Here is a 15,761-nt window from a genome sequence, read left to right on the forward strand (position 1 = left end):
TTATTGAATATGAAAAGTAGAGTTCTATTTAAAAATAAGTTTGTCCCATTAATTTTTCTCTTACCTCAAGTAATATTTGCAATATTATTTTTCTTGTATCCAATATGGGAATCTTTTGTATTATCCTTTCAGCAAACAGATCCTTTTGGTATAAATCAAAAGTTTGTTTGGTTTAAAAATTATATAGATTTATTTACAAGTAAAGATTTTTTGAATGCTCTTTTTGTGACCACTGTTATATCTATTTCTATAGTTTTTATAACAATTCCAATTTCTCTTCTTTTAGCTCTTATGGTTGAAAAGCCTATTTATAACAGTAAATTGTTTAAGACGTTATTAATATGGCCCTTTTCTATTGCTCCTCCTGTTGCATCGGTAGTTTGGGTTTTTATTTTTCAACCATCCATTGGAATCATTTCAAGATTATTGGAAAGTATTGGATATGACTGGAATTATATATTAAATGGAGGACAAGCCTTATTTTTAATTATATTCGTTTCTTCTTGGGCTCAGATTGGGTATAATTTTATATTTTATTTGGCTGCACTTACATCAATACCTAAGTCTCTTATAGAATCTGCTAAAATTGATGGAGCAAATTCTAAAAGAATTTTCTGGCATATTATTTTTCCCTTTATTTCTCCTACAACTTTGTTTCTTTTGATAATGAATTTAATTTTTTCCCTTTTTGAAACTTTTGGTATAATTGATGCTCTCACAAAGGGTGGTCCAGCAAAAGCCACAGAGACTCTCATTTATAAATCTTATGTTGATGGGATAACAAAGTTTGATCTTAATAATTCAGCTACTCAATCAGTAATATTGTTTTTTATAGGTATTTTACTTACCTATTTACAGCTTAGATTTTTTGAGAGGAGAATTTATTATCATGGAATCTAAACTTCTTAAATTCAAGAATAATATTAGAGAAAATTACTTTGCTTATTTAGTTCTATTATTAGGTGTTCTTTTTATTATGTTCCCCATATATGTAGCTTTTGTAGCATCAACCTATGATACACCTACAATTAGTAGGGGAAAAATGTCTTTAACTTTTGGAAATAAATTTTTAGAAAATTATAAACAGGCTTGGGATTTAGGATCTGGACAACGAGTTAAGGGTGTTCCTATAAAAATCTTATTATTAAATTCTTTTATCTTGGCCATCTTAGTTTCAGTGGGAAAGATTACTCTATCCATTCTCTCTGCATATGCTATTGAATTTTTTAGTCTTCCCTTTAAGAATTTTTTCTTTTGGATAATATTCTCTACTCTAATGATGCCTTTAGAAGTTAGAATTGTCTCTACCTATAAAGTTCTTTCAGATTTTAACCTTATCAATACTTATCAAGGTTTAGTTTTACCACTAATGGTTTCTGCTACAGGTACACTTCTTATTAGACAATCTCTTAAGAGTATACCCAAAGAGGTTTTAGAGGCTGCTCTTATAGATGGAATAGGTCCTTTTTCTTTATTATTCAGTATTATTATTCCCTTCATTAGACCTAATATTGCATCATTATTTGTCATTATGTTTATTTACGGATGGAATCAATATTTATGGCCTCTTTTAGTATTAACAGAGCCAGAAAAACAACCCATTGTTGTAGGTATAGCAAGGATGATTGGAGGAGCAGATAGTATGACTGACTGGAATTTAATAATGTCTTCCGCGATTATTGCCATAATTATTCCTCTTTTCATTACTATAATTGCCCAAAAATGGCTGATAAAAGGACTTGTAGATATAGAAAAGTGAAGGGGGTGAAAAAGTCTAGATAAATTTTTTAGAAAAACTTTAAGATTCCATTACTATATAAAATTTAAGGAGGTAGAATATAATGAAGAAGATTGTGATTTTAATTTTAACTCTTTTTATTTTAAATGTTTCCTTCACTCAGTCTTCAAAAAAGATAGAAATAGAATTTTGGCACGCCTTCTCAGGTAGATTAGGAGATCTACTTACTCAGCACGTAGAAAGATATAATAAATCTCAAGATAAATACTACGTTAAGTTAGTATATAAAGGATCCTATCAAGATGTTCTTTCTCAGACTATAGCTGCTTTTAGAGCTGGTAAGGCACCTCATATTGCTCAGATTTTTGAAGTAGGTACTGCTACTATGATGTATGCTAAGGATGCTATATATCCATTATATCAACTTTATAAAGATTTTGGAGAAAAGCTTGACGTAAATAATTTTATCCCTACGATAAGATACTACTATAGCTATCCTGATGGGAAAATGGCTTCTATGCCCTTTAATAGTTCTACTGCTATTTTATGGTATAACAAAGATGCTTTTCAAAAAGCAGGTCTTAATCCAGATAATCCTCCAACCACCTGGAAAGAGTTAATGGAATACGCAGATAAAATTGTAAAAGCAAAGGCTGCTAAAAATGGTTTTACTTGCACATGGTTTTCTTGGACCCAATTTGAACAATTTTCTGCTATACACAATGTTCCCTTTGCAACAAGACAGAATGGATTTTTAGGACTTGACGCAAGACTTGCCTTTTCCCATCCTTTATATCGCAAACATCTTGAAAATCTAAAGGAGATGAGTGATAAAGGTTTATTCATATACGGAGGAAGAGACTCTGCTCCTGGGAGTTTATTTCTCTCAGAGGAAGTTGCTATGATAATTGAATCTTCCGCTGCATATGCTAGTATATCTGCTAACGCTAAATTTAAATGGGGAGCAAGTTTCTTACCATATTATGATGATTTTTTAAGTAAACCATACAACTCAATAATTGGTGGAGCCTCCCTTTGGGTTATGAGAAGACCTAATATGAATCCTGAAGAATACCGAGGAGTTATTGATTTCTTCAATTACTTAAAAAGACCTGAAATAGATGGATGGTGGCATATGGTTACTGGATATGTTCCTGTTACCTATGGAGGATATGAATATGCTAATAAACAGGATTTTTATAAACAAAATCCTGTAGGGAAGATTCCAATTGTTCAATTAACAAGGACAAATCCAACTCCTAACACAAGAGGGCTTAGACTCGGAAATCTTCCAGCTATAAGAATTGTGATTTACGAGGAAGTTGAGAAATTATTCCAAAACAAGCAAGATGTAAGATCCACTATAAATAATATAATGGAAAGAGGCAATAAGATTTTAAGAGAATTTGAGGAGATTTATAAGCAATAGTATCTAAATAGGGGGATAAACTATTATGTATAGAGTTTTATCAAGATTAATATTATTGGCATCTTTGTTAATAATATTTATCTTAGGACAAAACTTTGGAGAAAAAACTGAAGTCTATAGGTATAAAATTGATACACCTTTTTTAAAGGAAAAATACAATATAAGTTTTGGTTCTGGAATATATTTCCTTGGAAAAGAAGGAGAAGATTTAGTCTTCTTGTCTATAACTGATAGAGGACCTAATGTGGATTCTCCTGATATACTTCTAGATAACAAATTATATCCAAGTAAAATCTTTTTAGTACCTGAGTTTTCACCCCAGATAGGCTATTTAAGGATAAGAAACAATAAATGTTATGTAGATAAATTTTATGAAATCTACAATGAAAATGGGGAGAAATCAACAGGAAAACCTTTACCACTGAATAAGATAGGTTCTACGGGAGAGATTCCTTTGGATGAAAAATTAAAAATAATAAATTTTGATGATTTAGGGCTAGATCCTGAGGGAATAACTATTGATGATAAAGGATTTATTTGGATATGTGAAGAATACGGTCCAAGTATTATTAAAATTGACCCCAAAACTTATAGAATTTTAGAAAGATTTTATCCTGGAAAAGGACTTCCTGAAATCTTGAAATGGAGACAGCCAAATAGGGGATTTGAGGCTATTTCCTTTCAAGATGGTAAGATATATGTTGTTGTGCAAAGTACTTTAGATATAGAGGGAAAAACTAAAAATAATGCAAATTTTGTAAGAATAGTTGAATTCAACCTTGATGACAAGAAAGTAAAGATGTACGCCTATCCTTTAGATGAGGACTATTCTAAATACAGTGATGGAATGATAGGAGATATGGCCAGCCTTGGAAAAGGAAAGTTTTTAGTCCTAGAGAGGGGAAAACTTTCTTCGGGTTATAAAAATATAATCTACTTAATAGATCTAAATTCTGCAGTTCCAATACCTGAAACTCTTGATGAGAGTCAGACAAAAGATAAGAAAATAGAGAATAGATTCTATGTTAAGAAAACAAAAATAATTGATCTAAGAAACTTAGGATATAATTTTGAAAAAAGTGAAGGACTTGCTTTGATTCAGAAGGATACACTCGCAATTTTAAATGATAATGATTTTGGAGTAAAAAGTAATTTATCAACCTTAAAATCTCCTCAACTTATTAATGGAAGAATATGGGAAAAAGATACTTTGAGAGACATAACCGAAAATTTTAAAATTGTTTCAAACGAAGAGATACTTGAGCTTTGGATTTTGAAATTACCTCTTTCTATTGACTAATAAAATTACTTTAAGGGAGGAGAGAGATTTCTTTCCTCCCTTAAACTTATATTGATATCTCTTAAAAAAGTTTTTATAATATAATCTAAAAAAATGATCCCCTCAGAAGAAGAAAGAGATATATTAATAGTTGAAGATTCTCCTACTCAGGCGGAATACTTAAGAAAAATCCTGAGAGACTATGGATATTCTTCTTTTGTTGCTTTAAGTGGAGAAGAAGCTTTAGAATTGTTAAAAACAAAAATACCTCAGGTAGTAATTTCCGATATTGTAATGCCAGGAATTGATGGATATGAATTATGTGGAAAAATTAAATCCGATGAAAAATTAAAAAACATAATTGTTCTTCTATTGACAGTACTTTCAGATCCTAAGGATATTATTAGGGGTTTAGAGGTTGGAGCGGATGGATTCATAACAAAGCCCTTCGATACCAAATATCTTATATCTACCCTTCAATTTTTAATTTCCAGTAGGGAATTAAAAAAGTTAGGTACCATCGAATCTGTAATTGAAATAAATATTTTGGGAAAAAGATACAGATTATATACCACTCAGATCCAAATATTGAATTTACTTCTTCAGAGTTATGAAAAATATTTAGAAAAAAACGAAGAGATTGAAAAATTAAAGGAAGAAATTAATAAATTAAATAAAGAGTTAAAGCTTCTTTATGAAAAGGATAAAGAATATGAATATCTTATCGAGGGAATTCCCTTACCCCTTTTTGTGGTAAAGGATATAGGAGGAGAAATTCTAACTTCAAATTCTTATGTTTCTCTCCTTTTAAAGAAGGATAAAGAAGAAATCATAGGAAAAAATCTTTTTGAGCTTCTCAAACTATCCCCTTTGGAAATAGCAAAGTTAAGAGAAGTACTTCTCTCTCCTAAAGAGAAAAGAACATGTAAGATTAAGGGGAATATATGTGATGAAGAAGTGGAATTGGAGTGTATAGGGGTTCCCATAATCTATAATGAAAAACCTGCAATTCAGCTTACTATTACTATAAAGAAAATTTAAAGCCCCTTTCTCTAAAAAGTTTTATACAGACCTCTACCACATTTTCATCGTACTTAGTTCCTTTATTCTCTTCTATTTCTTTTAAAGCCTTATCAATTCCCAAGGGAGGACGATAAGGTCTATGGGAAACCATGGCTTCTACTACATCTGCAACGGAAACAATTCTTACTGGAAGAGATATTTCTTTATCCTTAAGACCTTCGGGATATCCTGATCCATCAAGTCTTTCGTGGTGCTCTTCTACTATCTCAAGAACTTCGGATGGAAAATCAATATTTTTAAGCATGTTATATCCATTAATGGGATGGGTCTTAACAATATTCATCTCAAGAACACTTAATCTTCCAGGCTTATTTAAAATCTCACCAGGTATGGAAATTTTTCCAATATCATGAAGTAGGGCTCCAGTTTTAATAGCTTCTATTTTATCCTTTGGAAGATTCATTTCTTTGGCAATTTCTTGAGAAAGTTCCGATACCCTTTTTTGATGATAAGCGGTATAAGAATCTTTATACTCCATAATAGAAGAAAGGGTCATAATTACTTGAGTAAAAATATTGTTTAGCTTATGTATACTCGCATAAAGTTTTCTCTCTATATCTCTTCTTTGAGTTACATCTACAATAGAGACTAAGACTCTTTCATTTTCTATAGGTAAAATATTTATATTCAAATCTCTTGGCTTTCCTAGTAGATTATAGGCTTGAACTTCAAAATTCAAATTTAAATTACCATTATAAAATTTATTTATCTCTTCTTTTATAATATCTAAACTACTCTCGTTAAGATAAAGAAAAATATTTTCTTGAAAATTTCTAAAATCAAAATCAGAAAATTCCTTTTTAAAGCTTTGATTTACATTTACAATTTTTATTCTTTTAGCAACTTCGTATACTAATTCGGGATGGACATCAAAATATCTGTATAGTTCCTTTCCCATAACCTTTTTTAAAGTCTTAAAATATTGAAAAAGTTCCGAAACGTCAAGCTCTACAAGGGGAATATTAAACTTATTAAAAAACAGGTTAAAGTTATTATATGTCTCTTTTAATTTATAGATATCATAGAGGGAAAGGACAGTTAAATTTTCACTAAGGGGAAAAATATTAACAAAGACCTTTAATATCTCTCCCTTTTTTGTTCTTAAAAAGGTTTCAAAATCCCTTTCTTCTAATAGATTTAAATCTCCTAGAATATCATCAACAAGTAATTTATTCTCAACTTCTTCCCTTTGATATCCTGACAATTTTTCAAAGACAGAATTACATTTTATTATTTTATTGTTAGAATTTATAACAATAACGCCATGTTTTATATTTTCTAAAAAATCTTTCATAAAATCTCTAAAATACTATATTTTTTTATGATTATAACATATTGAAAACTTTTTTTTATATATCAGTTTTTTAAGGTAAAATAAAAATATGGAGAAGGGAAATATAAGTAAGTTTTTGATGAAGGCTCAGGAAGAAGAGAGAAAGAAAATTGCAAGGGAACTTCATGATGAAATTGGTCAAGCCCTTACTGCAATAAAAATTAATTTGGAACTTCTTAGAAGAAAAATTGATCCTAAATTGGTAAATTACATAGATGATAGTATTAATTTAATAGATAAAACTATCGAACAGGTAAGAAATTTATCCCTAAATCTTCGCCCCTCTCTTTTGGATGATCTGGGCTTACTTTCTTCTTTGAAATGGTATATAGAGAGGGAAAAAAAGAGAAATAATCTTAACATTGAATATGTTTTTAACTTCCAACAGGAAAAAATAAATAAAGATCTTTCCATAAATATTTTCCGAATAATTCAAGAAGGCTTAACAAATATTATAAAACATGCCCAAGCAAGGAATATATTCTTAGAAATAAAAGAAGAAGGAGAAAACATATTAATAACCATTAAGGATGATGGAATTGGTTTTGATGTGGAAAACATATGGGAAAAAATAAAAGAAGGGAGAGCCCTTGGAATTTTAGGAATAAAGGAAAGGGTGGAACTTTTTAATGGAAATATGGAAATTAAAAGTAAAAAAGGAGAAGGAACGGAAATAAAGATAACCTTATCTCTTGAAATCTAAGATTTCTTAAAGACTTACTTTTTCTTCTCCTTTTAACTTTTTTTCTGCAGGAACTATTATAGTCTCGTAAGCCTCAATCTTTAAATTTAACTTATCAAGAGCCTTTTGAATATCTTTAAGACGGGATATAAGTTGTTCCCTTTGCTCCATTAAAATCTTTTTTCTCTCCTCAATAGTCTTATCTCCCTGTTGAAATAGCTTTACATATCTTACCAAGGCTTCTATTTGTACTCCAGCCTCTCTCATACATTTGATAAACTCAATCCATCTACAATCTTCTTCGGTATACTCCCTAACTCCACTTTTATTACGATGAACTCTAGGAATCAAGCCTATCTTTTCATAATATCGGAGGGTATCCTCAGAAATTCCATATTTTTTACTTACCTCAGAGATTTTCATTTTTAAAAACCTCCTTAACTATTATATTACAATTTTATTCCTATCTTATTCAACCATGAGGATATTTTTTCTTTTATATTCTTATCTCCTCCATAATATACACTGAAAATTTCTAATATTTTAGAATTGGGACAAAGTTTTTCTATATCCTTTATAATCTTTCCCTGTCCTCCTCCCCCATGACTACAAAAGGGAGCAATAATTTTTCCTGAGAAATCATATTGAGTTAAAAAGGTGGCAACAGGTGGTGCAATGGTGCTCCACCAATTGGGAGTTCCTATAAATATAACATCATAGAGTTCAAAGTCTTCAACTTTTCCTTTAATTGGAGGCTTGTATCCTTCTTTAATTTCCTTCTTTGCCTGTTCCACTGTGGCATTATAGGAGGAAGGATAAGGAGTCTCAGGCTCTATTTCGAAAAGGGTTCCTCCTACTTCCTTATGAATTAATTCCGCTATTCTTTTTGTGTTTCCCGACCAGCTATAAAAAGCTATAAGAATATTTTTATCCATAATTTAACTTACTAAAGTTTTATTCTCCACTTTCTCTTTCCTATTTTCTCAATTTTTCCCTTTTTAATCATATCCTCAAATCTTTTTTTAATCAACTCCATAATAATTCTCAATTCCTCAGAGGATTTTTCTTTTCCTCTTGGAAGTTTTCTTTTTCCCTTTTCAAGCCTCAGAATCGTAAAATCCTTCTTTCTTTTTAAATGATCATCAAAATTAAATTTTCTCATTTTTTAACTTAATAAGATTTTCATAGACCCCCTCTTCTTTGGATTTATTCTCTAAATAATTCCAGTCAATTTCATCTTTATATAAAAGAATTAATTCCTTTGCCCATTCACAGTCCTGCTGAGATTTCCAATAAAAACAGGCATTTAATCTATCTATGATCAGATCTTCAATCCCAATTATATATGCAGTCATTCCTTCTATTTCAACTAATGTGAGTCTATTATAATCTCCTGCAAGAATTTCACTAGGAATTTCAAGAGATATATCTATCTCGGGATTATACCAGTGCCTTCCTATTTTTTTAAAATTCCAACCTTCTAAGATTTTTCCAACCTCTTCAATACCATTACAAACAAGATCTATATCTTCCGTGGAATAACTTCCAAGGGTGTAGAATTCAAGGGCGTTTCCTCCTACTATTATAGGGGTTATATTCTTTTCTTTTAAAAGGGTAGTTAAAAGAGCAACGAAATAAATTCTTCTCTTAAAGGGTAATTCAATATTTTTTAATTTTTCAAAGGATTCTTTTAAAGCCACAATTTAATAAATAGGCTCAAAATCGTAGGAATAATAGATATAAATTCCCTTGCTCTTTGCAAATTCTTCTACCTCTGGTTCTGTCATATAAGTGACTACAATGGGGAAAATTTCTCCTATTATAACCTCTCTAATATCCTTTAATCTGTCAATAAAATCAATAACATGTCTTATGGAAAGATTTGCCTTTGCCTCACCTACTATATAAATCTCTTTTCCATTTCTTTCTCCCTTTCCTAAGATATTTATTTCCATATTCTCTCCCTTTTTATTTTTGATAAATTTTCTTACTAATCTTTCCTTTACTTCAATTCCAAAATCTCTTTTTAAAAGAGAGGGAAGAGATCTATAGGCTCTATCTTCGAGTTGGAATCTAACAACGTGAGATAATCCGCCTAATTCCTTTGATATTCCATTAATTTGTCTTTGCATGTTTTTTAAAACTAAAGTAAGTTCTCTAATCTCCTCTTCGGTTTTTCTTTGAGCTTCAACAAGAGCGTCTAATCTTTCCTCAGTTCTTTTTTGAGCTTCAGCAAGTTCTTCAATTCTTTTTTCTGTTCTTTCCTGAGCAAAGATAAGCCTTTCGATTGCGGATTTTAGATCCACAATCTCTTTATGAAGGGGAATTCTTTCTTCAAGCTCTTGAAGGACAATTTCTCTTATTATTGGATATAACTCTTCTTTTGGAATTGCCATAATTTTAAGCTCCTCATGAAGCTATTTTATCATATATTTTTTAATCTTAAAAATTGATTATAATAAAAATGACTTATGAAAATAAAAGTTTTGATTGCAGACGACCATACTTTGGTAAGAGAGGGGATAAAAGCTCTTCTTAGAGAGATTCCTGATGTGCTTGTTGTTGGGGAAGTGGGAGATGGTAAGGAACTAATAGATAAATTAAAGACTCTTGACCCTGATATTGTTCTATTGGATATTTCCATGCCCAATGTGAATAATTTAAGCTTTTGTGAAAGAATAAAAGAGATTTCTGAAAATACAAAAGTCATTATTCTATCCATGCATTATTCCGAGGAGTATGTTAGATCCGCATTAAAATATGGAGTAAAGGGATATATATTAAAAGATTCTTCTCTTTCGGAATTAGAGTTTGCAATTAGATCAGTATTCAAGGGGGAAATATATTTAAGTCCTAAAATTTCTAATATATTAGTAAAGGATTATTTAGAAAAGGTTAAAGATCCCTTAGATGTACTAACAGAGAGACAAAAGGAAATATTGAAGCTTTTGGCGGAAGGATATTCTGCAAAGGAAATATCCCATAAGCTTGGTATAAGTATAAAAACTGTGGAAACCCACAAATCTCAAATTATGGAGAAATTAAACATTTATGATTTAGCAGGTCTTGTAAAATTTGCAATAAAATATGGATTAATTAAGCTAGAATAAAATCCTACTTTTTCCTATCCTCTTCTCAGAAATTTTCCTATGGAAAATTTTTTTCCTCTTTTTTATTTTCTTTAATTAGGAGATAAAAAACATGGTGAAGGTATTTTTAATTGATGATAGTGAGGATTTTATAAATTCTGCAATTAAATTATTGGAGGAGGAGGGGATTGAAGTTATTGGTTTTGCCCTTTCAGGGAAAGAGGGAATTGAAAAAATTAAGAATTTAAAGCCTGATTTAGTTTTTGTTGACATTATAATGCCTGAGATGGATGGATTTTCAACAATAAAGGAAATAAAAAAAATAAACAATCATGTAAAAACTGTAATTCTTACCTTATATGATAATGAAGAGTATAAAAAAGCAGGTTATGAAATAGGAGCTAATGGTTTTATCTCCAAATCAGAGTTTTTCTCAGGAGTAAAAGATATTATCAATAAAATCTTAGGGGAGAAAACTATGAAAACTATTTTAATTGTAGATGATTCTAAAACTATTAGAAAGATGGTGATTACGATTCTTTCGAAAATTCCTAATTTAATCTTTGAAGAGGCGGAGAGTGGTCTTTTTGCTTTAGAAAAACTTGCTCTTAAAAATATTGATCTTATGATTCTTGATCTTAACATGCCCGATATGCATGGTTTGGAAGTGCTGAAATTCTTAAGAAGTCATGATAATTATAAGGATTTGCCTGTGATTATTCTCACCACTCGGGGAGATGAGGAGATGAGGGAAACCGCATTAAAAGAAGGAGCAAATTATTATATAACAAAGCCCTTTGATCCTGAGGTATTGATTTCTAAAGTGAAAGAATTTTTAAACTTAGGAGCTTATCATGGGGGAGGATAAAGAATTTTTAGAATCCATATTAAAGGATTACTTTGCTGAGTGTGAAGAGCATCTTCTATCCATAAAGAAGAATATTTTAATTTTAGAAGATTTTCTTGGAAAGGAAAGGATAGATGAAAGTATAGTAAATGAGCTTTTTAGAAGTTTTCATACAATAAAGGGACTTTCCGCGATGGTAGGAATATCTTCTGCAGAAAATCTTTCCCACGATTTAGAAAGTTATTTAAAGCTCCTAAAATCTGGAAAAAAGATTTTAAAGGATGAGGATTTAGCAATATTAAGAGAGGGAGTTAAATATTTGGAGGAAGTTATTTTGTGTGAAAAAGAGAAGAAAGAAATTCCTGATCTAACCTCTATCCTTGATAAGTTAAAATTACTTCTTTCAGAAAATTCTCCTAAAGAAGAAAAGAATATAAAGATGGAAAGGGAATTAGAGGATCTCTTTGATAAAAAAACTAAAGAAGGTAAAAGCATATTTCAAGTAATATTCTATCCTTCTCAAGAGCTTTCAGAAAAAGGTATTAATGTAGATTTTATAAGGGAAAAGCTTTCAGAAGTTTCAGAGATTATTAAAGTGTCCCCTAAGATTGATGAGAATAAAAGAATGTATTTTGAATTCATTGTTGCCTGTGATAAAGAAGAAAAACTTAAATTTTTACAGGAACTTGAGGTTGATTTCTATCTTTTGAGAGAAAAGATTGTTTCCAAGGAGGAAAAAAAGGAAAAACCATCTATAACATCTCAGGCTACATCCTATATTAGAGTAGATCTTTCTAAGCTTGATGAACTCATGAGAATATTGGGAGAGCTTGTAATTGCTCGATCAAGGCTTCATGAGAATTTAAGGGAAATAGAAAAATATCTCCCTCTCCATATATATAGAAATCTTTTGGAGACCAATAGATCCTTGGAAAGACATTTAAGGGAATTAAGGGAAAGTCTTATGAGAGTAAGACTTATCCCCATAGGAGAAGCCTTTGAAAGGATGCAATTTGTAATAAGGGATTTGATTAGAGAGAGTAACAAAAAGATAAATTTGCATATATCGGGAAAGGAAACAGAAATTGATAAATATATTGTGGAAAGAATTGTGGAGCCTCTTCTTCACTTGGTAAGAAATGCCATAAGTCATGGAATTGAAGGAGAAGAAGAAAGAATAAAAAAGGGAAAGGATCCTACTGGAAATATATACCTCCGAGCCTATACATCAGGAGAAGAAGTGGTAATAGAAGTGGAAAATGATGGAAGACCCATTGATACCGAAAAAGTTGCTGAAAAAGCTTTAAAGCTTGGACTTATAAGGGACAAATCAGAAGTAAGTTCCGAGGAGAAAATATTAGATATCATATGTTCTCCTGATTTTTCTACAAAGGATGAAGCGGATAGAGCCAGTGGAAGGGGAGTAGGAATGGCTGTAGTTAGAAATACTGTAAAGGAGCTTGGAGGAAAACTTTCTTTAAGAAGTAATGAGAAAAGCACTTGCTTTACTCTAAGACTTCCCCTTACCCTTGCCATTTTGGACACGATAATTGTAGAGGTTTCTTCAGAAAGATATGCCATTCCTCAATCTTCCATAAGAGAGATTATAGAGATAAGAAAGGAAGATATTGTTGAATTTCGAGGCATGAAAATTATTTCCCATAGAGATAAAAGTATACCTTTGGTGTTTCTCTCCGATGTTTTTAAATTATCAAAAAATAATAAAAATAAATATTATGTGCTTTTAGTTATTAAGGAAAACAAAGAATGGGGAATTATAGTAGATAAGGTGATAAATATAAGAGAGGCAGTAATAAGACCTATTAATGATCCTATCATTTTGGAAAATCCTGCTATCTCAGGAGCAACAGATTTTGGAGATGGAAAGGTGGTACTAATTTTAAATGTGGAGGGACTTTTAAGAAGAGAGGTGAGAGAAGGTGTTTAATAAGCTTGATGAGGATAATTCCTATGTAATATTTCAATTGGGAAATACTTATTATGGGATAAGAAGTAAATATATTCAGCAGATTGAGATGATAGAAAATATTACCCATGTTCCTAATGTTCCCAATTATATAGAAGGAGTGGTTTTTTCCCGAGGAAAGGTTATTCCTGCTATAAATCTGAGAGTAAGATTGGGAATGGAGAAAATTCATTTCAATATTAAGACAAGAATGATAGTAGTAAAAGTTAAGAATAGAGAAGTAGGGCTTATTGTGGATTCTGCAAGGGAATACACTACAATTTCTAAGGATAAGATTCAGGAATCCTTTGAAGATATATTTGAAGTTTCAGAAAGATTTTTAGAAGGAGTTGCTAACTTAGGAGATAGATTAATCTTAATTTTAAATTTAGAGGAGATTTTAAAAGAGGGAGGGAAAGAAAGTGAAGAAGAAAAAAAGTGATGAGATAAATCTTGAAAACCTTACGGGGATAGAAATAACTGAGGATTTAGATGAGAGATTAAGAGGTTTTACCGAGGAGTTTAGAAATACCACTGAACAGGCGGAAAGTATAAGCAGATCTACAGAAGAATTGGTATCTTCCGCTAATGAGATGACCGCATCCATAGAAGAAATGAAAGAAAATCTTGATAGTCTCTCTACTTCTGTTGAAGAAATTTCTTCAAGTATTGAGGAGCTTTCCCAATCTATTCAAAGTGTTAGCCAGATGGCTCAGGAAATAGCATCATCCTCTACAGAATTATCCGCAAGTATGGTAGAGATGGTAAACTCTATAAAAACAGTAAGTTCCGATGTAGAATCCTTAGCTACTGCCGTAAGTGAGACTGCATCTTCTATAGAACAGATTTCCAGATCAATCCAGGGTGTGGCGGAAAATGCAAAAGAATTATCAAACTCCGCTGATATAACCACATCCTCTATTAATGAAATGGCATCCTCCATAGAAGAAGTAACTGCATCCATTGAAAATCTTTCAGCTTCAGTGGAGGAAATTGCAACATCCATAGAAGAGATGGCAAGATCTATTGATAGTGTAGCAAAGAGTACAAAGGATATAAGTGAGGCAGTATCCAATAGTGCTACTAGTGCCCTTCAGTTGGAAAAGTCTATAAAATCTGTTGTGGATATAACAAAAAGGGCAGATGAAATATCAAAGACTCTTGAGAAAGAGGCAAAGGAAGGAGGAGCTACTGTTGAAAAAGCTATTCAAGGTATAAATAGGATAAAGCAGGTAATGGATCAGATATCTTCCGTTATAAAGGAGATGGGAAAGAGAGCAGGCGAAATTACAGAGATTGTAGATACCATAGATTTGATTGCAGAAAGGACAAACCTCCTTTCCCTTAATGCATCCATAGAAGCTGCAAGGGCAGGAGAGGCAGGAAGAGGTTTTGCTGTTGTTGCGGAAGAGATTAGAAATCTTGCGGATAGATCCACAAAGGCAACTTCTGATATAGCTAAAATTATAAAAAACTTGCAGGCTGTAGCGGAAGAGGCTGTAGATGCATCAAAGGAAGGCTTAAAAGTTGTGGAAGAGAGTACCTATCTTTCTGAGGAAGGGGCAAATGCTCTAAAAAGAATTCTCTTAGGTGTGGAAGAAACCACAAAGATGATCTCTCAAATAGCAAGAGCCAGTGAAGAACAACTTATTGCGGGACAGAATGTGGTAAATAGTGTGAACATTACCTCTAAACAGGCGGAAGAAATTGCAAGATCTACCTCGGAACAAACAAAAACAGCTCACAATATTGTACAAAATATAAATAATATAAGAAGAATATCAAAGGAAATGGTAAATGCCATGCAAGAACAATCAAAGACTGCTAGGGAGATATTAAGATCAGGGCAGACTACTGCTCGTCTTGCAAGTCAAGTAGAAAAAGCTACAGCGGAACAATCTCAGGGAGTTTCTCAGATTGTTCAGGCAGTAGATTCCATGAGAAAAATATCCCTTTCCACTGCAAAAGCTATGCAGGAGCAAAGTATAGCCAGCGATCAAATTTCAAGAGAAACAGATAGGCTTTCTAAGATAATTAATAACGTGAGTAAAGCCTTATCGGAACAAGCTATGGCATCCTCTCAAATTTCTATTGCAGTGGAAGATATTAGGAAACAACTTGAAGGTATCAGAAAGGGAATTTCAGAGCAAGTTTTATCTAATAAAAATACCTTATCCGCTATAAGCAATATCTCAAAACAGATAAAACTTATTGCAGATTCCAATAAAAGAAATATGGAAAACTTAAACTTAATTTTCAGAAGTATTTCTGGTATAAAAAAATTAGTAGGAGAATTGGGTAAAGAATAAAATCCT

Annotated in this window: 17 protein-coding genes; 11 read left to right on the forward strand and 6 right to left on the reverse strand. The window is 31.5% G+C overall.

The window, feature by feature from the left end; all coding sequences use genetic code 11:
* Positions 1 to 9 precede the first annotated feature (9 nt).
* From NZ841_07800 to NZ841_07820, 5 genes are all read left to right on the forward strand, one after another.
* Entirely contained in the window at positions 10 to 900 is an 891-nt protein-coding gene (locus NZ841_07800) for an ABC transporter permease subunit (protein MCS7202660.1), read from the forward strand.
* Complete coding sequence (ugpE, locus tag NZ841_07805; GenBank protein MCS7202661.1) at positions 890 to 1,759, forward strand: sn-glycerol-3-phosphate ABC transporter permease UgpE; 870 nt, start codon at positions 890 to 892, stop codon at positions 1,757 to 1,759. The genes NZ841_07800 and ugpE overlap by 11 nt, the downstream gene beginning before the upstream one ends.
* An 82-nt stretch (positions 1,760 to 1,841) precedes the next feature.
* A complete protein-coding gene (gene ugpB / locus NZ841_07810; GenBank protein MCS7202662.1) occupies positions 1,842 to 3,167 on the forward strand; it encodes a sn-glycerol-3-phosphate ABC transporter substrate-binding protein UgpB in 1,326 nt (441 codons plus the stop codon).
* A 25-nt stretch (positions 3,168 to 3,192) separates the two neighbouring features.
* Positions 3,193 to 4,467: an esterase-like activity of phytase family protein gene (locus NZ841_07815; protein ID MCS7202663.1), complete on the forward strand. Its 1,275-nt coding sequence runs from the start codon at positions 3,193 to 3,195 to the stop codon at positions 4,465 to 4,467.
* Between the two features lie 93 nt (positions 4,468 to 4,560).
* Complete coding sequence (locus NZ841_07820) at positions 4,561 to 5,487, forward strand: response regulator (protein MCS7202664.1); 927 nt, start codon at positions 4,561 to 4,563, stop codon at positions 5,485 to 5,487.
* Here NZ841_07820 and NZ841_07825 read toward each other — a convergent pair.
* Positions 5,471 to 6,823, reverse strand: a complete 1,353-nt coding sequence (locus tag NZ841_07825; protein MCS7202665.1) for an HD domain-containing protein — start codon at positions 6,821 to 6,823, stop codon at positions 5,471 to 5,473. The two genes, NZ841_07820 and NZ841_07825, sit on opposite strands and share 17 nt — an antisense overlap.
* A gap of 88 nt (positions 6,824 to 6,911) precedes the next feature.
* Between NZ841_07825 and NZ841_07830 the strand changes: the two genes are divergently transcribed.
* A complete protein-coding gene (locus NZ841_07830) occupies positions 6,912 to 7,565 on the forward strand; it encodes a sensor histidine kinase (GenBank protein MCS7202666.1) in 654 nt (217 codons plus the stop codon).
* Between the two features lie 6 nt (positions 7,566 to 7,571).
* Here NZ841_07830 and NZ841_07835 read toward each other — a convergent pair whose 3' ends face one another.
* From NZ841_07835 to NZ841_07855, 5 genes are read right to left on the reverse strand one after another with little or no spacing between them, the layout of a single operon-like run.
* Positions 7,572 to 7,967: a MerR family transcriptional regulator gene (locus NZ841_07835; GenBank protein ID MCS7202667.1), complete on the reverse strand. Its 396-nt coding sequence runs from the start codon at positions 7,965 to 7,967 to the stop codon at positions 7,572 to 7,574.
* A gap of 26 nt (positions 7,968 to 7,993) precedes the next feature.
* Positions 7,994 to 8,479 carry a flavodoxin gene (locus NZ841_07840; GenBank protein ID MCS7202668.1) on the reverse strand — a complete coding sequence of 162 codons (486 nt, stop codon included), beginning with the start codon at positions 8,477 to 8,479 and terminating at the stop codon, positions 7,994 to 7,996.
* A gap of 11 nt (positions 8,480 to 8,490) precedes the next feature.
* Positions 8,491 to 8,706, reverse strand: a complete 216-nt coding sequence (locus NZ841_07845; GenBank protein MCS7202669.1) for a hypothetical protein — start codon at positions 8,704 to 8,706, stop codon at positions 8,491 to 8,493.
* Entirely contained in the window at positions 8,693 to 9,244 is a 552-nt protein-coding gene (locus NZ841_07850) for a DUF6036 family nucleotidyltransferase (GenBank protein MCS7202670.1), read from the reverse strand. Before NZ841_07850 ends, NZ841_07845 begins: the two co-directional genes overlap by 14 nt.
* A 3-nt stretch (positions 9,245 to 9,247) precedes the next feature.
* A complete protein-coding gene (locus tag NZ841_07855) occupies positions 9,248 to 9,940 on the reverse strand; it encodes a hypothetical protein (protein ID MCS7202671.1) in 693 nt (230 codons plus the stop codon).
* Between the two features lie 75 nt (positions 9,941 to 10,015).
* Between NZ841_07855 and NZ841_07860 the strand changes: the two genes are divergently transcribed.
* From NZ841_07860 to NZ841_07880, 5 genes are all read left to right on the forward strand, one after another.
* Positions 10,016 to 10,654, forward strand: coding sequence for a response regulator transcription factor (locus tag NZ841_07860; GenBank protein MCS7202672.1), 639 nt, complete (start codon positions 10,016 to 10,018; stop codon positions 10,652 to 10,654).
* 91 nt (positions 10,655 to 10,745) lie between these two features.
* Positions 10,746 to 11,501 (forward strand): response regulator, encoded by a 756-nt coding sequence (locus tag NZ841_07865; GenBank protein MCS7202673.1) that lies wholly within the window; start codon positions 10,746 to 10,748, stop codon positions 11,499 to 11,501.
* Entirely contained in the window at positions 11,488 to 13,428 is a 1,941-nt protein-coding gene (locus NZ841_07870) for a chemotaxis protein CheA (GenBank protein MCS7202674.1), read from the forward strand. The genes NZ841_07865 and NZ841_07870 overlap by 14 nt, the downstream gene beginning before the upstream one ends.
* A complete protein-coding gene (locus tag NZ841_07875) occupies positions 13,421 to 13,888 on the forward strand; it encodes a chemotaxis protein CheW (protein ID MCS7202675.1) in 468 nt (155 codons plus the stop codon). Before NZ841_07870 ends, NZ841_07875 begins: the two co-directional genes overlap by 8 nt.
* Positions 13,869 to 15,755 (forward strand): methyl-accepting chemotaxis protein, encoded by a 1,887-nt coding sequence (locus tag NZ841_07880; GenBank protein MCS7202676.1) that lies wholly within the window; start codon positions 13,869 to 13,871, stop codon positions 15,753 to 15,755. The genes NZ841_07875 and NZ841_07880 overlap by 20 nt, the downstream gene beginning before the upstream one ends.
* The last annotated feature ends 6 nt before the right edge of the window (positions 15,756 to 15,761 follow it).

It is taken from the genome of Dictyoglomus sp., from assembly GCA_025060475.1.
GTDB lineage: Bacteria > Dictyoglomota > Dictyoglomia > Dictyoglomales > Dictyoglomaceae > NZ13-RE01.